We start from the raw sequence: 19,612 nt of genomic DNA, 5'->3' as shown, positions 1-19,612 counted from the left end.
GATATAAATAAAGCACCGCTGTAGATGCGTGTATCAATTAACGTTATAATACTTATATAGGTCAAGTCTTGGGAGGGCGCGCACTATGAATGAATCGGCGCAGAAGTTGAAGGACAGCATAGAAAAGAGAATAGTCGGAAAAGGCGATGTGATCGAGAAGATCATGATCGCACTTTTGGCAGGAGGACATGTTCTTTTGGAAGATGTGCCGGGAGTCGGCAAGACTACGCTTGCAAAGGCACTTGCGGATTCAGTGTCTCTTTCTTTTGCAAGGATTCAGTGTACCCCTGATACAATGCCGTCAGATATAACGGGCATTTCAATCTATGATTCAAAAAAAGGTGAATTCTCAGTGATGCCGGGACCGGTTGTCAGTAATATCGTTCTTGCGGATGAGCTTAACAGAACTTCGCCCAAGACGCAGTCGGCTCTGCTTGAAGTAATGGAGGAAAATAGGGTTACAATAGACGGTAAGGCTATTGATGTTCCGCAGCCTTTTATGGTGATCGGAACGCAGAATCCTGTGGATATGGCGGGAACATACCCGCTTCCCGAAGCACAGCTCGACCGCTTTATGATAAGGCTGTCTGTGGGCTATCCCGACACGAAGGCATCGGAAGATATGGCGGAGAGATTTCTTTTGGGCAGTCTTCATGAAGAGACGAAGGCTGTTCTTTTGGGAAAAGATATCCTTGATATGAGAAAAGATGTTGCATCGGTCACTGTAAAAGATAATCTGCGAAGCTATGCGGTGAATATTATCGATGCGACCAGAAATAAGCCGGAGATCGCTGTCGGTGCTTCGCCGAGAGCTCTTTTGGCCATGTTAAGGTGCGCCCAGGCCATAGCATATCTTGCGGACAGAGATTATTGTATTCCAGAGGATATCGCAGATGCAGCAAAACTCACGCTTCCTCATAGACTGATACTTACGAAAGAAGCAAGGCTAAGTCATATAACAAGTAATGACTTGATCAAGACCATCGTTGGAAAAGTCAGCGTACCATGAAGATAACAATTATTAAAAAAGGACTGATCGTATATCTTGCAGCACTTACAGCCGGCATAGTTTTTGCGAGTTTTTATGGCGGTCCTGTTGCTTATGCGCCGCTTTTTGCGCTTTTATCGATCATTCCCGTTTCAATCATATATATTTTCTTAAATTATGCCTTCCTGAGAGTCTATCAGGAAGTTGAAGTTCACAAGCTCACCAAGGGTGAGGATCACAAGTACCGTGCGCTTATCGAAAATGCGGGGGTTCTCCCCATCCACAATATGGAGATCGGCACATTCAAAAGCCGCTGTAATCTCTATGAAATTCCTGATAAAACAAAACTTTCCCTTGATATCCATGAGAAAAAAGAGCTGTTTTCGGGTGTAAACTGCCTCTTTGCGGGAGTTTATGACGTCGGGATCGAGAATGTATCTTTTACCGACCCGTTTCATATTGTTTCCGCAACATTCAACATTCCGTATTCGTTTCGTGCTGTCGTAAAGCCAAGGATAACTGAAATCGCGGGGAAAACCCTGGACCTTGAGAATCTGTACAGTAGTCGCGGACGAAAGAGTGAGAGGCTTTTTGAAGACACTCCGGGAAATGACATACGCCCGTATGTAAAAGGAGACAGTCTTTCGGCTGTTAACTGGAAGGTCTCGGCAAAAGCGTCAAAGCTCATGGTCAGAGTTCCCGACAAGATGGAAAAAAGAACGCTGTCTATCCTGATGAATGCTGACAATACGCCTGAGAGCGAGCAGGATACGGATTTTCTGATAAAGCGTGATTATTTTCTTGAGTTTGTGGTTTCGGCGGCATGGCTGTTCGGAAATCAGGGAATTCCCGTAAACATTGTTTATCCTGCGGGGGTAGTAAGAGAGCAGTTTGTCGATTCCCGCGAAAGTTTTATGGAGTTTTACAACACGGTTTCAGACGGAGTGTTCTATTCATCGGACTTGGAATATAACAAAATCTGTGATCTGGAAAAAGCTTGCAGGAGTAATAAAAATGACAGAGAAACATGGATCGTTATCACTGAAAATCCCGGGGCGGGAGAAAATTTTATCAGTATTTGCGATTGAGGCGGTATGTACACTATTTGCCTTTGCTTTTGTTGCGGTTTTTGCGGAAATCTGCGGTATTGTCATGGGTGATGGTTTTGCTGCCGGAGATAATTATTTTTCGTTTTGGACGACCTTGTTCTTTATGCTGTTTACTGCACTTTACTATATATTCCGTCTTTTTGTTTCGGGAATTGCCGCAGCGGTATTTTCGACTGTACCTGCGCTTTTCTTATTCTTTTTGCTAAAAGATCTGTCTGCGCTTCCGGTTCTTCTTCCGGCAATGATCTTGGGAGTGGTCTTGAGACTGGCAATTCATTTCATCTCGAATAGGGAAAAGAAACTGCTATATGCTGCACTGATCTTGGATATCATTGCACTGGCACTTTTTATTGGAAGGAGCAGCTTTACGGGCGATAATCCGGCTGAGAAAGTGATGTGCATATGCCTTGTTGCGCTGACGCTTTCGGCTGTTCAGACATTTTTTTACGAAAGGAACAGATTTCCGTTCCCAATATATTATTTCCTGATAATTGCGATAATTACACTGATAGTTCCGATGAAAAAAGAGCCTATAGACTGGACTAAAGCGGTGGATCTGGGGCACAGGTTTGTCTATAGGATTGAGAGCATTGCTTCGGATATATCTTATCGCTTTTCGTTTGCTTTTGGAGACAGTTATACGGCAGGCTACAGTTCTTTTACCTCAACCGGAAAAAAGATCACAGAGGGCGAAAGAACGCAGCTTATTATCGAGTCTATAGACGCGCCTTATTATACATATTTGGATGAGGAGACGGGGAAAAATACAAAGCTTAGAAAGACGCTGTATCTTGCGGGCGGAATAGGAACAGATAAGGCGCAGTTTGCCGAATTTATAGCTTTTTTGTATGCAAATGGGACAGACAGGGAAAGGGCGCTGACGTTTACTGAAGTTTTGAACATTGACCTTGAGTATGCTTATATAGACACAAAGGATGTGATAGTGCCGTCGAGAGCGCTACTTGTGACCGAGGGCGAGAAAAAAGTTCGGGAAGGCGTCAGCGAAAAAGCTCACAGAAAGGGATATAGAATAAGTGTAAAGTATCTGGATATAGACTACGCAAGTCCTGAGCTTACCTCGATGTTAAAAGATGCACCCACAGAACTTCCAAAGCTCACATATGATGAAGTATGCGACTATGTTAGTGGGCTATGGGGAATACAATTTACCGAGATGATGAGCCGTGATGAGTATGAGGAGGCTTTGGCTGAGATTGGGAACGGCGCAAAAAGCGAGTATCTGGATGTGACGGGAGTCACCCCGGAACTTAAGGAGCTTGCGGATAAGGTTACTTCAGGAGCTGAATCAGACTATGATAAGTGCAGGTTTTTGGAGGAATATCTCAGACAGTATCCGTACAGCAAGGATGCAGTCGGAGGATATAATTCCGAATCAAATATGAGTACGGCGGAGGGAATGGCGGATATCGCGGAGAGATTTCTTTTTGATACGAAAAAAGGATATTGTGTCCACTATACATCTTCCATGATAATGTTACTGCGACTTTTGGGGATTCCTGCAAGGGCAGCAAGCGGATTTAGATATGCATTTCCTTTTGACAGGAAAGATAAATATGAAGTCAGTTCAGGGTGCGCACATGTCTGGCCTGAGGCCTATATTGAGAATGTGGGATGGATCCCGTTTGAGCCGACAGCGGCATATTATGCCTTATCCAATACGTCATGGCATAGAAGCAGTAATGATGCGGATAATAAGTGGACTTCGGAATATCATAGCGGAATCAATCCGTATGATTCATCAAAAGCTTCCGTTAAGGTTGATGAAGATGAAGAAGAGGAGAAAGTCTCCGTACTTTTGGCAGTTAAGGTGTTCTTGCCGACTGTGGTATTTACCGTTGCTGTCATAATCATGCTGGTCCTTGGAATCTATCTGATAAAGGTTTTGCGCTACAGATACGGAACGCCAAGGCAAAAGCTCTTTTATGATGTTGAACAGATAAAAAGAATCCTTATAAAGCGCTCGGGAGGGAAACTTACAGACAGAGGACTGTTGTCTGACTTTAAGGAAGCCGCACCCGAGGATATTCGGGAGGAACTTGGCAAAGTATTTGATGTCTTTTACCGCGTGGTCTATAGAAACGGGGATAGCACAGAGCCAACGGCTGAAGAAAATGAGCTTGCTTTTGAAATGCGAAAGAAACTTATGCGATAGAGTTTAAGGCTACAAGATAGATATATTGAGGGATAATCAAGCATTTAGATAGTTTGATTATCCCTTTATATATTATTTGACTTCTAATTTCCAGATATTGTCAGTAAATTCGGTGGCTTCAATATCATGTTTTGAAATCTTTTTAAGATGTGTAATGATCATGTTTCGCTTATCTTCCGAATCGCAGTGAAGAAAGACGGGTTTCTGGCTGATAAGTGCGGTCATTGGATTATCAAAACCATGTTCATGCGCAGAATGTAACGCTGTAGGTGATGGCAATACCCAGTTTCCGGCGTAGCATGAATTGCTGAATAAATTATTCCATTTTGCATAAGTGAGCGATGCGGGATTATTTGTTACATAAAAATCAGTCAAAATATAGAAATTTTCCGGATTTTCAACAAATGTTTCCAAACGTCCGGATATATCCGCTTCATGTTCAACAATATGCTTGTCCTTGACGTATCTCCATTGGTATGTCATGCCTACTGAGTAAGCACCGAAAAGTATTACCGCAACACATAAAAACAAAATTTGTTTTTTCTTGGACGGTACACGGATAATGTCTTGCTGCGTCATTGACAGGTAGAACCCAGAAAGAAATACAGCCGATAAAAATACTCCTATTTCAACTCGCCACATAAACCTGTTAATGCAGGCAAAGTACCAATACATCATTAACGTGCAGCCCAAAATACCTAATCCGAAAAGCTTGTCGGTATATTTTTTTCTAAACAATAAAAATATAATGAAAATCCAGGTAAGGAATACAGGGCCTAAGCTTTCGAAAGGATTTCGAGTGTGAATGTCAAATAAACTGATGAACGTCAGCTTTATAATATCGCTGCTAAGCCTTATCTTGCGATTGTTGAAAGGCTGTTCGATGGAGTATACATTCTTAAGCCAGGAAATATCATAAAAATCAATATCACCAAACAACCAGTTGCTGTAAAGTGCAATATCATTTTCATCAGTATCGATCAAATCATATGCTGAGGGATTGTGTTGGTAATCCAGCCCCATATAATCGCGCAGGTTAACGCTGGCCTTATCGTATTCCCAGTATGCTTTCCATTCGGGATGAAGTGCCCTAAAGGAGTGCTCGGAAACCAATAGAATAATAATTCCAAGTACAAGCGCAATTACCGGTTTTATAATGACTTTAAATTTTGGAAGATTCTGCTGTTTGTAATTCGCTAAATAGAACACTGTTATAAATACTGCGAAAAAAGGGAGTGCCATTAACATACACTTAAAGCGTTCCGAGGTTCCATATACAAAGAGCAATGCGCCCCATATCCAATGCAGATTCTCTTTGCATATCGAATGAAATATGATGATAAAGCCGGATATAATCCACAATGAAGCGGATTTGGTGTACTGCACCGCGATATAGTAGTCTCTCGCAAGTATGATATTTATAAAGACGGTTATTGCTTCAGCTAAAAAGAGATCGCATTTTTCAAGACATATGCTGCAAGATGCAGATATAGAAATTACACTGAGGCCGACCATGATCCAATAATACCAATTGATCTGCGGGAGTATCATATTTAGAAGATAAGCAGGTACTCCATAGAGTATATTGCTGTATGGCATATAGAAGTTGAAGATATCTCCGAACGCCCCGGCGCTGATAAGATTTCTAAAAGTATCATCATTTCCGGCGTAGTCAAGGCAACCGCCCATAATGCTGAAACAACACATTATTACTGTTGTAATGAAGATTAATAGAGATTTATGCTTGAAGAGGGTTTTCATTGCTTTTGCTCCAAAAGTTCAGTGTTGTCTGTGCTGTATTTTTCAATCCATTCGGGTCTTGGTATGGATCTGCAACTGTTTTTTCCGTAAAAATCGGAAGTCATTTGGCTGTTAACATTATCGGGATCCGAATTTACAGGCATATGCTGGAGCGGACCCTGCTCATAATTCATTTCGGGAACAACTACATCAGTGACGTTGGGATCTTCCATAAGCTGTCTTTGCAAATTCATTTGATCCCTGTAATCAGCTGCTTGTCCCGAGAGATAATAGTCAAGGCAGATATAATCGGTATACTCTTTTACGCCGTGCCTTCCGATGACAATGATAAACATGATGGCAACAACGCTAAGTATCGTTCCGATTGTTTCTGCATATTCGGGAAGTCGAAGCTTAATGCTTTTTACGGTATAGATCCAACCGCATAAATATATGACTGTTGCGATCATACATGAAAAAGAAACCCACATATTAAAGTTCAGATAGCCTGAAGACGCGGAGTTTCCTGTATAAATTCTGGGAGCGTATACGGCGGCATTTAGAAGGAACAATGTTAAAACAAACAACCAAGGATGCGCAAATACATGATTGTTTATATTAAATCTGTTTTGTTTAAAAAATGCGCATGTAACAATTGCGATTATGATAAGAGCAATGAGCATATAACTCTTTTCCGCAAAGAAGTATGTTACGGCTTCTTCCACTGAAAAGGCTATGCTTTTTACTACGGTTTCAATAAAACCGCCGGCAGGTTCAGCGCCTTCGAGCAAATCAGAGGCTGCCCTGATAGCATTTCCCGGAGCGGCCATGCTGATCCCGAGACCGATTAATTCCAAAACGTACGGAATCACAAGGAAAAAATCTTTTTTACTGCTTTTTTTCTCTATCACGTATTTAACGAGCAGAAGGAGAAGTCCCGACAAAAAAACCAGGATAGCAGCGGGATATGTGGAGCCTCCCAATAAGGTATATCCTACTGAGATCCATACCAGATCGGATATATTGTTATGAGTTAAAAAACGATCGGTCAGTATGATCGTTACAAGAGATAAGCAGAACGGCATACAGTAATGTATGCAACCAACCCACCAGAAAAAAGCTGATTTTTGTGAAGGAACAAGCTGGAAGCTGAAAAGAAGGAAAGTAACGGCGATCATTAACCAGTAATAGCCGTCAATTTTCCATTTTATCTTTAGGAAATAATAAGAAAAGCTGCATACGGAAATAATCTGCATGAACATAAAGATATATGGAACAATCACGTATGCGGTCTCGGAAAAAACTTCCGGATGAAGACCGAAAGCAAAAACATCAAACCATGTTCCCTGCCAACCATGCCAAATATCTACTGTAGTTTTGCATGCTGCGGAAATTGCCGCAAATACCGAACCGGAAGAAAGGTAAGCCAAGTGGGGAGCTGCTCCGTATTTATAATCGTCTCCGGCTGCACAATCATATCCGGCAACAATGCATATCGGGATAACAGAAATAAAAAAAGCTGAGATAAGTAGGGACAGTACCAATTTCTGATGCTTGTAGATCCAATTAAACATAGTTTCCTCACCGTAATTGCGCGTATGGTTATTTTGATAAAAAAGGGCAAAAAAAATCCCGGAACACTTTCCGGGGTTCAAAGAGCGATAGACGGGGCTCGAACCCGCGGTCTCCACCTTGGCAAGGTGGCGCTTTACCAACTAAGCTACTATCGCGTTTACGTAGCCATCACAACTGTGACAACGAATTGATTTTAGAATAAATTTACAGCATTGTCAACATGTATTTGCAAAAATGTGGTATATTATCTTGCGTTGATAGAATTTTGATTATAAAAATATAGTGAGGACATAGATTTGGAAATAAAGATTTCTGATGCCAAAGTATTTTTGAAAAAAGGACAGGGACGAGAGCTTAAATCCGGCGGACTCTGGGTTTACGATAATGAAATAGAAAAGGTGGAAGGCTCTTTTGATAACGGAGATATTATAGAACTTCACGACTTCGACGGTTATTTCATGGGATATGGCTTTATCAATACTGCATCTAAAATCAGAGTCAGGATGATGTCCCGTAAGAAAGATCATCCGGTGACTAAGGAACTTATAGAAAAGAGAATCCGTGACGCTTGGGAATATCGAAAGGCTGTTATGGCAACGAACGAGCCGATTGAACAGCTCTCTTGCAGACTTGTCTTTGGAGAAGCAGATTTCTTACCTGGAATTACAATTGATAAATTTTCAGATGTCCTTGTAATTGAGTCATTAGCTCTTGGAACAGACAGAATGAAAGAGCTTATCGTTGAACTTTGCAAGAAGGTTCTTCTTGAAGACGGAGTTAAGATTCGCGGCGTATACGAAAGAAGTGATGCAAAGGTAAGAGAGCTTGAGGGGCTTGAAAGAATTAAGGGCTTCATCGGAAATCCTTTTGACACAAAGGTTATCATTACCGAGAATGGTGTTAAGTATTACGTTGATGTTGAAAATGGCCAGAAGACAGGGTTTTTCCTTGACCAAAAGAATAACAGAAAAGCCATAGCTTCTTTTTGCAAAGGTAAAAAAGTGTTGGACTGCTTTACACATACAGGCTCATTTGCTCTTAACTGCGCAGCAAACGGCGCGGAATCGGTTCTGGGTGTCGATGCATCAGATCTTGGATGCAAACAGGCGGAAGAAAATGCAGAACTCAACGGACTTGAGAATATAGTAACATTTCAATGTGCTGACGTATTTGAACTTCTTCCGGACCTTGAGAAAAAAGGTGAAAAGTTCGATGTCGTTATTCTTGATCCTCCTGCATTTACAAAGTCCAGAGCTTCTGTAAAAAAAGCTACAACCGGATACAAAGAGATCAATATGCGAGGAATGAGGCTTGTTAAGGATGGCGGATATCTCGCAACATGCTCTTGCTCACACTTTATGGATGAAGAGCTATTTCTCAAAACAATTCAGGACGCGGCACGAGATGCGCACAAAAGGCTTAAGCAGGTTGAGTTTAGGCAACAGGCTGCAGATCATCCGATTCTTGTTGGCGGAGCGGCGTCATATTATCTTAAGTTTGTGATATATCAAGTCTGTGATGAGATGTAAGAACACCGGGAAAATGAAAAAAGATTTTCAAAAAGCGCTTCGATAAAAAGAAGCGCTTTTGTCTTTAGAAATAAGCATTTATAGTTGACATATTTTTCTGATTGGTATAACATAACAGTTGCTGTTGCGCAAGCAACTTTAAAAAATGCGATAGTAGCTTAGTTGGTAAAGCGCCACCTTGCCAAGGTGGAGACCGCGGGTTCGAGCCCCGTCTATCGCTCTCTGGTTTAAATTCCGAAAAGCCTGGTAAATATGGTTTTTCGGAGTTTTTTGTTTTTCCAAGTATTTTCTTTATCAGTGTATAAAAGCACTGCGGGAATAGATTGTGCACAAGATAAAAAGATGTTAGAATCGTGGATATGGATAAAAATCATATCCACGATTTGTTTTAATAAGGAGTACCAAGATTTATGACAGATTACAAGTTACTTGCTAAGCAGATAGAGGTTCTGGCAGAAGATGAGCCTAATTTCATTCCGGTATTGTCCAATGCCTCGGCACTTTTATATGAGAATATGGAAGACCTTAATTGGGCAGGATTTTACCTTATGGATAAGGGATCTCTTTTGCTCGGGCCATTTCAGGGAAAAGTCGCATGCATCAGAATAGAGCTTGGAAAGGGTGTATGTGGAACAGCGGCGGGAAAAGATGAGACGCAGCTTGTTGCAAATGTTCACGAATTTGCAGGACACATCGCATGCGACAGCGCATCCAATTCGGAAATTGTTGTGCCGATCCACAAAGATGGCAAAGTAGTAGGGGTACTTGATATAGACAGCCCCAGTATTGGCAGATTTAACGAAGATGACAAGGCGGGACTTGAACTGTTTGCAAGGACTTTGGAAGAAGTAATAGATTTTTCAGCAGTTTCTTTTAACTGAAGCATAAAGAGGATAAGAGTATGGATAACAGAATTTCTTTTTCAAGTGACTATACAAAGGGGGCGCATCCGCAGATCTTAAAGCGCCTTACGGAGACTAATTTTGAGCGGATTGACGGATACGGAACCGATGAATACTGCAAGAGCGCTGCGGATAAGATAAAGAAAGTGTGCGGATGTCCCGACGGAGAGGTCTTTTTCCTTGTAGGCGGAACGCAGACCAATCAGACAATAATCGACATGCTCCTTCAGCCATATGAGGGAATTGTTGCTGCTGAAACAGGTCATATTGCGGCTCACGAGGCAGGAGCGATAGAGCATGCGGGACACAAAGTTCTGACTGTTCCCGCGCATGGTGAGGAGAAGGATACCGAGAACTACGGTTCGGATGTAGGTAAGATCTCTGCGGAAGATGTGGATAAGCTTATCTCGACTTTCTATGGGGATGCGAATCACGAGCACATGGTATTTCCGGGCGCTGTGTATATTTCACATCCGACAGAATACGGAACACTTTATACGAAAAAAGAACTTGAGAATATCTCAGGTGTTTGCAAAAAGTACAATATCCCGCTGTTCATCGACGGCGCAAGGCTTGGATACGGTCTTATGAGCAAAAGAACCGATGTGACAATAGAGGATATTGCAAAATATGCTGATGTTTTCTATATCGGCGGAACAAAGGTCGGTGCGCTCTTTGGAGAAGCCGTAGTATTCACAAAGGGAGTTACGACCAAGCATCCGATTCCCGTTATCAAGCATCACGGCGCGCTTCTTGCGAAGGGATGGCTTCTCGGACTTCAGTTTGATACTTTGTTTACGGACAATCTCTATTTTGAAATAAGCAAAAAAGCTATTGAGGCAGCGGAGCTTTTGAAAGAGGGACTTAAGAGTAAAGGATACAAGATATTCCTTGATTCACCTACGAACCAACAATTTGTTGTGGTTTCAAACGATAAACTTGAGGAACTTAGCAAAAATGTCCGTTTCGGATTCTGGGAAAAATATGACGACGATCATACCGTGATCCGTTTTGCTACAGATTGGGCGACGGAAAAAGCCGATGTGGAGAAACTACTTAACTATTTATGATGAGTTATATTATCAGGCTAAAAATCAGACTTGCTTATTTAGGAGATTAGTAGTAACATATAGCATTATTAAGAAGATAAAAGCTATGACGAAGACAGTACGTGGTATTTGAAAGCTATCAGAGAGCCGATGGTTGGTGTGAATCGGTGCGAGTAGGAACTTACAGAAAATCACTTCTGAGCTGCGAAATTGAACTTACAGTAGATTTCGACGTGTGTCCGGGCGTTAACGGGAAGCGTATTCAACCGGGATGTTGTTTGACAGATCTTGGCGCGTATGTGTAAACAGGTGGTATAACGAGAGTACATTAATTGCCTCGTCCTTTTTACAAGAAGGACGAGGCTTTTCTATTTTATTCTGAGAAAGAGAGGAGTATTCAAATGTATAACAAAGTCGAAACTGACATGAACTTTGTCGGCAGAGAAAAGAAGATTGAAGAGTTCTGGAAAAAAGAAGACATTTTCAAGAAAAGTGTAGATACCAGAAGTAAGGGTGAAATGTATATGTTCTATGACGGCCCTCCGACAGCTAACGGAAAGCCGCATATCGGACATGTTCTTACACGTGCCATCAAGGATATGATTCCAAGATACCGCACAATGAAAGGTTATACGGTTCCTCGTAAGGCAGGATGGGATACACACGGTCTTCCCGTTGAGCTTGAAGTTGAGAAACTCCTTAATCTTGACGGCAAAGAGCAGATTGAAGAATACGGAATGGAGCCTTTCATTCAGAAATGTAAGGAATCCGTTTGGAAATATAAGGGAATGTGGGAGGATTTCTCAGGCACAGTAGGTTTCTGGGCCGATATGGAACACCCCTACATCACATATGACGATAACTTCATTGAGTCCGAGTGGTGGGCTCTTAATGAGATCTGGAAAAAAGGACTTCTTTATAAGGGCTTCAAGGTAGTTCCTTATTGCCCTCGTTGCGGAACCCCTCTTTCATCACATGAGGTTGCTCAGGGTTATAAGCTTTTGAAAGAGCGCACAGCGGTAGTTCGTTTCAAGGTTAAGGATGAAGATGCTTATTTCCTTGCATGGACAACAACACCTTGGACACTTCCTTCAAACATCGGTCTTTGCGTAAACCCTGATGAGAAATATATCAAGGTTAAGGCTGTTGACGGCAATGTATATTATCTTGCCGAGGCACTTGCAGATAAAGTGCTTGGTTCTCTTGCAAAAGAAGAGGGAGAGAAGGCATACGAAGTTCTTGAAACATATGTAGGAACAGATCTTGAGTACAAAGAGTATGAGCCTTTATATCAGTGTGCGGCTGACGAAGCTCAGAAACAGCACAAAAAGGCATTCTTTATCTATTGTGATACATATGTAACCATGTCAGACGGTACAGGTATCGTACATATCGCTCCTGCATTCGGTGAAGATGATGCCCGTGTTGGACGTAAGTATGACGCTCCGCTTGTACAGATGGTAGATTCAGAGGGTAAATTAAAGCCAGAGACACCCTTTGGCGGTATGAGATGTAAACCTACTCAGAAAGAGATGGATGAGGGCGCTGTAAGTGCGGATCCCGAGGTATTAAAAGACCTTGATAAGAGAGGACTTCTTTTCTCTGCACCTAAGATGGAGCACGATTATCCTCACTGCTGGAGATGTGGAACACCCCTTCTTTACTATGCTCGTTCATCTTGGTTCATCAAGGTTACAGAAGTTAAGGACGACCTTATCCGCAACAACAAAGAGATCAACTGGATTCCTGAGTCAATCGGTAAGGGACGTTTCGGTGACTGGCTTGAGAATATTCAGGATTGGGGTATCTCACGTGACAGATATTGGGGAACACCTCTTAATATCTGGGAGTGTGATGACTGCGGACACCAGCTTTCAGTTGGTTCAAGAAAAGAGCTCGCTGAGCTTTCCGGAGATCCTTCAGCTGAGACTACAGAACTTCACAGACCTTATATTGATAAATTTGAGATTACTTGTCCTAAGTGTGGCAAGAAGATGCATCGTGTAAAAGAAGTTATCGACTGCTGGTTCGATTCGGGAGCAATGCCTTTTGCTCAGCTTCACTATCCATTTGAGAATAAGGAACTTTTTGAGAAGCAGTTCCCTGCTCAGTTCATTTCAGAAGCTGTAGATCAGACAAGAGGTTGGTTCTATTCACTTCATGCTGAAGCAACACTTCTTTTCAACAAGCCTGCGTTTAAGAATGTTATAGTTCTCGGACTTGTACAGGATGAAAACGGACAGAAGATGAGTAAGTCCAAGGGAAATGCGGTAGATCCTTTTGATGCACTTGCAAAGTACGGCGCAGATGCGATCAGATGGTACTTCTATGTAAACAGCGCGCCTTGGCTTCCAAGCCGTTTCTCAGGCGATGCGGTTCAGGAAGGACAGCGTAAGTTCCTCGGAACACTTTGGAATACATATGCATTCTTCGTGCTTTATGCAAATATCGACGGATTTGATGCGTCTAATTACAAGCTTGAGCCCGATAAGCTCACTGTAATGGATAAATGGCTTCTTTCAAAACTTAACAGCTGCGTAAAAGCGGTTGATGAAAACCTTGAAAATTACAGAATCCCTGAGGCAGGAAAAGCCCTTGATAACTTTGTTGACGAGATGTCCAACTGGTATGTTCGTCGCAGCAGAGAGCGTTTCTGGGCAAAGGGAATGGAACAGGATAAGATTTCTGCTTACATGACTCTTTACACTGCACTTGTAACAATCTGCAAGGCTGCAGCACCGATGGTTCCTTTCATGACTGAGGAAATCTATCAGAATCTTGTAAGAAACAGCTTCGCTGATGCTCCGGAGAGTATCCATCTTTGCGACTTCCCTGCCGTAGATGAGTCATTCATCGATCAGAAGCTTGAGAAGGATATGGAGGAAGTTCTTGATATCGTAGTTCTCGGACGTGCGGCAAGAAATGCTGCAAATATCAAGAACCGTCAGCCTATCGGAACAATGTATGTTAAGGCAGAAGAGACTGTTGGCGAGTTCTACAAAGAGATAATCAGAGAAGAGCTCAATGTTAAGGAAGTATCTTTCACAGATGATGTAAGAGACTTTACAAGCTACAGCTTCAAGCCTCAGCTTAAGACACTCGGACCTAAGTACGGCAAGAATATCGGAGCGATCAAGGCATATCTTGAAAAGCTTGACGGTAATGCCACAATGGACGAGCTTAATACAAACGGAAGCATCAAGTTCAACGTAAATGATGTTGATGTAGAGCTTGTTAAGGATGACCTCCTTATCGAGATCGCGCAGAAGGAAGGGTTCATTTCTCAGGAGAACTGGGGAATCACTGTTGTTCTTGATACAAACCTTTCAGAAGAGCTTATCAAAGAAGGATTTGTACTTGAAGTTATCAGTAAGATCCAGACAATGCGTAAGGATTCCGGCTTTGAAGTAATGGATCACATCAAAGTATCACTTAACGGAAACGATAAGCTTGCAGCAATCGTTAAGGATAACAACGACAGCATCGCAACAAAGGTTCTCGCTAACGAAATCGTATTCGGTACAGACGTTGCCAATGCAAAAGAATGGGATATCAACGGCGAGAAAGTTACTATCGGTGTTGAGAAAGTATGAAAAAATTTTTTGAATAAGATTTGATTCGGAGCCCTCGGAAAGCACTGCTTTCCGAGGGCTTTTTGCATATATATACATGCATTCTTGAATCACTTTCTCACGAAATCCGCAGCTAGTGCGGATTTCTGTAATTTCATTTAAGATGTCATATCTTTTTAAAATTGCTAAGATAACGCATTTTATAAGCCGATATAATGTATGAACGCAAGGATGCGACTACTTTGCATGGATGCAAAAAAAGTTGTTGATGACATCGTTTTTTGTAATGAGAAGGATGCAGCATGGTAGTACAGCATAACTTAGCGGGAATGAATTCGAATAGACAGCTTGGAATAACAACCAATGTTCAGGCAAAGTCTTCAGAGAAGCTGTCTTCGGGATATAGGATAAACAGAGCGGCGGATGACGCGGCAGGCCTTGCGATATCTGAAAAGATGAGACGTCAGATCCGCGGCCTTACTCAGGCGTCTGCTAATGCACAGGACGGAATATCTTTTGTCCAGATAGCTGACGGTGCGCTTAATGAAGTTCATGAAATGTTGCAAAGAGGAAGCCAGCTTGCGGTGAAGGCTGCAAACGGAACCCTCACAGACACCGATCGTGAATATATAAATGCTGAGGTTTCCAAGCTCAAAGAAGAGATAAATGCAATAGCGGGAAAGACAACCTTTAATGAAATACAGATTTTCCCTTCAAACGGATCTTCCGCGACGGAAATGAGTGCTGCGCAGAAAACGCTCGCAGCTAAGATAGCAAACGAGTACATTCCGACAGCAGTCAGTCAGATTGTAAGTAAATTGTCCGGCTCTCTTGGAGGGAAGCTCAGTGAGCTTGCGGCAAATTCGGCCGTAGAGGATGCCTATGGCATGAAGCTTGATATTTCAAATATAGACGGTCCTTCAAATACTCTTGCATACATGCAGTCGTCTTTCTATAACGGAAATCCGGGATATGATGAGTTTGTAGCGGGAAATTTACTGATGAAAGTGGATTCGGCTGACTTTAGTTCTGTAAATCTTACTGCGAAGCAGCAACAGGAGCTTGAGTCTACAATTGCACACGAGCTTATGCACGGTGTTATGGATATATTGCTTTCTGAGGGAATGAGTACAGGTTACGACCCGGCGGATGACAGCAAAGGAAACCTTCCTAAGTGGTTCAAAGAAGGCACGGCACAACTTGTCGGTGGCGGATTTACAACAGGTTGGAATAACTATATTGCTGATATTGTAAAAAGTTCTTCAGAAGAAGCCGATAAACTCGCTGCGGTGAGAAGTTATCTCAAGAACGGAACTTTTCATGTTGATGGCAAAAGGCAGCTTAAACCAAAGGAAGGTATGACTGTGGAAGACAGACCATATGGACACGGATATCTTGCATGTGCATATCTTTGTCAGCTTGCAAGCGGTCAGACTGATGTAAGTCAGGGAAGCCTCATAAACGGAGCAGATAAGATATTTAACGCGCTGATGGCAAATGAGCAGAATTATAAGAATGGATCTGCAAATATTAAATCGTTTGAAGGCGTGATAAATTCTGTGATACAGGGAAGCGGAAAGCAGTTGAGCGATGTTATAAGCGAAGTTAACACCGGCGGAGTTGATGCGGCGGGGTTTGTGCTTAAACTTGCAAATGCGTGTAACCCCGGAAGCGGAGAATTGTTTGGTGCAGGATCATTAATTGCCTCGAGCTTAAGTTCATCGAGTGTTTTGGGATCGACGGTTTCTTCCAGGCAGGCAATGTATGTTACAAATATTGATGCCGCATCTACGGAGGAAAGTACCGAGGATAGCGATGAAACAATTCTTTATCTTCAGGTGGGAGCAGATTCTACGGAAGAAAACAGGATAGGGCTCAAGAGGTTTGCTCTGTCTGCTTCCGCACTCGGAATACAAGAGACAAATACACGAACCGCTCAGGATTCCCGAGAAGCAATCGGTCAATTCAAAGGAGCGTTGTCAAATGTGAGCGCGATGCGTTCGTACTATGGCGCAATGCAGAACAGATTGGAGCATACCATCAGAAACCTTAACAATGTGGTTGAGAACACAACGGCATCGGAATCACAGATTCGTGATACGGATATGGCTGATGAAATGGTAAGATTCTCAAATAACAATATACTTGCACAGGCAGGTCAGTCAATGCTTGCACAGGCAAATCAGACCAATCAGGGAGTTTTGGCATTATTGCAATAAGGAAAGGCTGCATATAGAGAGTTACTAAATATTATAGAAAAGTGTACTTTTTTGCGGTAAAATTAAAGAGTATACTTTTTTATTATGGCAAAGTTTTCATTATGAGGAGGGTCATATGAAGAAGAAACAGCTCCCATTCGATAAAGAGTTATTTACACGTAGCGTGCTATACAATGTTAAGACACTTTATAGGAAAACCATGGAAGAGGCTACTCCGCAGGAAATATATCAGGCTTCGGCGTATGCTATAAAAGATGCGATCATAGATCACTGGATGACTACTCAGAAAGCTGCGGCAGAGCAGGATCCTAAGATAGTTTACTATATGTCCATGGAATTTCTCATGGGTAGGGCATTTGGAAACAATCTTATAAATCTTCAGGCTTATAAAGCGGTAAAAGAGGCTTTGGATGAGCTTGGAATAGACGTTAATGTCGTTGAAGATCAAGAACCCGATCCGGCACTTGGAAACGGTGGTCTCGGAAGACTTGCCGCATGTTTCCTTGATTCTTTGGCAACTCTTGGATATATGGCATATGGATGCGGTATTCGATACAAGTACGGAATGTTCAAGCAGACAATCCGCGACGGATATCAGGTCGAAGTACCTGATGCATGGCTTGAAAACGGAAATCCCTTTGAACTTAGAAGAAGTGAATATGCCAAAGAGGTTAAGTTTGGCGGATATGTAAATGTCTATACCGATGATACCGGAAGGACAGTATTTAAACAGGAAGGATATCAGGTTGTAAGAGCAATTCCGTACGATCTTCCTATCCTCGGATACGGAAACGGTATGGTCAACACCTTGAGAATATGGGACGCCGAGCCTATACAGTGCTTCCAGCTTGACTCTTTTGACAAGGGCGATTATCAGAAGGCTGTAGAGCAGGAAAATCTTGCAAGCCAGCTCTGTGAAGTCCTTTACCCGAACGATAATCATATTGCGGGAAAAGAACTGAGATTAAAACAGCAGTATTTCTTTATATCCGCATCTGTTCAGACTGCGCTTAAGAGATATTTAAAGGATCATGACAATATAAAGAAATTCTACACCAAAGCGGTATTCCAGCTTAACGATACGCATCCGACTGTTGCGGTCGCAGAGCTTATGCGACTTCTCATGGATGAATATTATCTCACCTGGGATGAGGCTTGGGAAGTGACGGTTAAGACATGCTGCTATACAAACCACACCATAATGTCGGAAGCGCTGGAAAAATGGCCGGTTGACCTGTTCCAGAGACTTTTGCCCAGAATATATCAGATTGTTGATGAGATAAACAGAAGATTTGTGGATCAGATCATGAGACAATATACTAATTCTGCAGGAATTGATGTGCAGTCAAAGATAAGAAGCATGGCAATTCTTTACGACAATCAGGTTAAGATGGCGCATCTTGCCATTGTCGGAGGACATTCGGTAAACGGTGTTGCGCAGCTTCACACAGAAATCCTTAAAAAGAGAGAGCTTAAGGATTTCTATGAGATGATGCCTGAAAAATTCAATAATAAGACAAACGGAATAACTCAGAGGAGATTCCTTCTTCACGCAAATCCTCTTTTGGCAGACTGGATTACGGCAAAGATCGGAGATGGCTGGATAACCGATCTTTCACAGATGGATAAGCTGAAGAGTTATGCGGATGACAAGAAGGCTCAGGATGAGTTTATGGAGATCAAGCACAAGAATAAAGAGCGTTTGGCGAAATATATTCTTGAGCATAACAACATAGAAGTTGATCCCAATTCCATATTTGATGTTCAGGTAAAAAGGCTTCATGAATATAAGAGACAGCTCCTTAATATTCTGCAGGTCATGTATAAGTATCATGACATCAAGAGCCATCCGAATAAGGACTTTTATCCCAAGACATATATCTTCGGAGCAAAGGCTGCAGCAGGCTACTTAACTGCTAAGCTAACAATTAAGTTAATTAATTCAGTGGCTGATGTCATCAACAAAGATGCCTCTATCGGAGGTAAGATAAAAGTAGTATTTATCGAGGATTACAGAGTATCAAATGCTGAGCTCATCTTTGCTGCGGCGGATGTTTCCGAGCAGATCTCGACTGCAAGTAAAGAAGCTTCCGGAACGGGAAACATGAAGATGATGCTTAACGGAGCGGTTACGCTTGGAACTATGGACGGTGCCAACGTTGAGATTGTAAATGAAGTTGGAGAGGACAATGCCTTTATTTTCGGTCTTTCTTCTCAGGAAGTAATGGACTATGAGAAGAACGGCGGATACAATCCTATGGACATTTACAACAGTAATCCCAACGTAAAAGCAGTTCTGAACATGCTGGTTGACGGAACTTTTTCCAAGAATAAAGAGCTCTTTAGACCGCTGTATAACTGCCTTCTTAACACTAATAATTCTTCAAAGGCCGATCAATATTTTATATTGAAAGATTTTGAGGCATATCTTGAGGCGCAGAGGAGAATATCTGAAGCTTATGCGGATAAGAAGCGCTGGGCCAGGATGGCGCTTATGAATACGGCATGTTGCGGAAAGTTCTCGTCTGACAGAACAATTCAGGAATATGTGGATGAAGTATGGAAGCTCGACAAGGTGGAACTTCCCGTAAAATAAGAAAACGGCATGAAATATGCATGAATAGTGGGATTCCGAAGATACAAGCGATTCTTTGGAATCCCTTTTTTGACGTATTTTTGAGAAGCGTTCTTTTGTGATATAATACTCTAAGATTATATGTACGCTTCTTTTTTATTTGATAATTGTCAAATAAGAA

At 42.1% G+C, this 19,612-nt stretch carries 11 protein-coding genes, 2 tRNA genes and 1 other annotated feature; of the genes, 10 read left to right on the top strand and 3 right to left on the bottom strand.

The genetic code is table 11. The features are described from left to right. Nucleotides 1-85 precede the first annotated feature (85 nt). Genes BLP87_RS14885 through BLP87_RS14875 form a run of 3 tightly spaced genes read left to right on the top strand, consistent with a single transcriptional unit; the run spans nucleotide 86 to nucleotide 4,270 of the window. Entirely contained in the window at nucleotides 86-1,009 is a 924-nt protein-coding gene (locus tag BLP87_RS14885) for an AAA family ATPase (protein WP_074463376.1), read from the top strand. Further along, nucleotides 1,006-2,076, top strand: coding sequence for a DUF58 domain-containing protein (locus BLP87_RS14880; protein ID WP_074463375.1), 1,071 nt, complete (start codon nucleotides 1,006-1,008; stop codon nucleotides 2,074-2,076). Before BLP87_RS14885 ends, BLP87_RS14880 begins: the two co-directional genes overlap by 4 nt. Continuing rightward, on the top strand, nucleotides 2,003-4,270 hold the full coding sequence (locus tag BLP87_RS14875) for a transglutaminase-like domain-containing protein (RefSeq protein ID WP_074463374.1): 2,268 nt from the start codon (nucleotides 2,003-2,005) through the stop codon (nucleotides 4,268-4,270). The genes BLP87_RS14880 and BLP87_RS14875 overlap by 74 nt, the downstream gene beginning before the upstream one ends. A 72-nt stretch (nucleotides 4,271-4,342) precedes the next feature. On the opposite strand, the gene BLP87_RS14870 is transcribed toward BLP87_RS14875, so the two are convergent. The 3 genes from BLP87_RS14870 to BLP87_RS14860 all read right to left on the bottom strand — a co-directional run bounded on the left by BLP87_RS14870 (nucleotide 4,343) and on the right by BLP87_RS14860 (nucleotide 7,740). Then, a complete protein-coding gene (locus BLP87_RS14870; RefSeq protein WP_143002160.1) occupies nucleotides 4,343-5,656 on the bottom strand; it encodes a hypothetical protein in 1,314 nt (437 codons plus the stop codon). Nucleotides 5,657-6,027: 371 nt separating this feature from the next. Continuing rightward, nucleotides 6,028-7,584 carry a hypothetical protein gene (locus tag BLP87_RS14865; RefSeq protein ID WP_074463372.1) on the bottom strand — a complete coding sequence of 519 codons (1,557 nt, stop codon included), beginning with the start codon at nucleotides 7,582-7,584 and terminating at the stop codon, nucleotides 6,028-6,030. A gap of 83 nt (nucleotides 7,585-7,667) precedes the next feature. Continuing rightward, a tRNA-Gly gene (locus BLP87_RS14860) sits at nucleotides 7,668-7,740 on the bottom strand. A gap of 153 nt (nucleotides 7,741-7,893) precedes the next feature. Here BLP87_RS14860 and BLP87_RS14855 point away from each other — a divergent pair. The 7 genes from BLP87_RS14855 (at nucleotide 7,894) to BLP87_RS14820 (ending at nucleotide 19,452) form a co-directional block, all read left to right on the top strand. Continuing rightward, on the top strand, nucleotides 7,894-9,114 hold the full coding sequence (locus tag BLP87_RS14855) for a class I SAM-dependent rRNA methyltransferase (protein WP_074463390.1): 1,221 nt from the start codon (nucleotides 7,894-7,896) through the stop codon (nucleotides 9,112-9,114). 147 nt (nucleotides 9,115-9,261) lie between these two features. Beyond that, nucleotides 9,262-9,334: transfer RNA gene (locus BLP87_RS14850), tRNA-Gly, on the top strand. Nucleotides 9,335-9,524: 190 nt separating this feature from the next. Next, nucleotides 9,525-9,995 (top strand): GAF domain-containing protein, encoded by a 471-nt coding sequence (locus BLP87_RS14845; protein ID WP_074463371.1) that lies wholly within the window; start codon nucleotides 9,525-9,527, stop codon nucleotides 9,993-9,995. Between the two features lie 20 nt (nucleotides 9,996-10,015). Further along, entirely contained in the window at nucleotides 10,016-11,086 is a 1,071-nt protein-coding gene (locus BLP87_RS14840) for a threonine aldolase family protein (RefSeq protein ID WP_074463370.1), read from the top strand. Nucleotides 11,087-11,162: 76 nt separating this feature from the next. Beyond that, nucleotides 11,163-11,413: a binding site (T-box leader), on the top strand. A 53-nt stretch (nucleotides 11,414-11,466) separates the two neighbouring features. Further along, nucleotides 11,467-14,658, top strand: a complete 3,192-nt coding sequence (gene ileS / locus BLP87_RS14835) for an isoleucine--tRNA ligase (RefSeq protein ID WP_074463369.1) — start codon at nucleotides 11,467-11,469, stop codon at nucleotides 14,656-14,658. 281 nt (nucleotides 14,659-14,939) lie between these two features. Further along, complete coding sequence (locus BLP87_RS15895) at nucleotides 14,940-16,856, top strand: flagellinolysin (RefSeq protein ID WP_176756669.1); 1,917 nt, start codon at nucleotides 14,940-14,942, stop codon at nucleotides 16,854-16,856. 115 nt (nucleotides 16,857-16,971) lie between these two features. Beyond that, nucleotides 16,972-19,452: a glycogen/starch/alpha-glucan phosphorylase gene (locus BLP87_RS14820; RefSeq protein ID WP_074463368.1), complete on the top strand. Its 2,481-nt coding sequence runs from the start codon at nucleotides 16,972-16,974 to the stop codon at nucleotides 19,450-19,452. The last annotated feature ends 160 nt before the right edge of the window (nucleotides 19,453-19,612 follow it).

The organism is Butyrivibrio hungatei, from assembly GCF_900101605.1.
Lineage (GTDB): Bacteria > Bacillota > Clostridia > Lachnospirales > Lachnospiraceae > Butyrivibrio > Butyrivibrio hungatei_B.
This window is presented reverse-complemented; position numbering and strand designations above follow the sequence as displayed.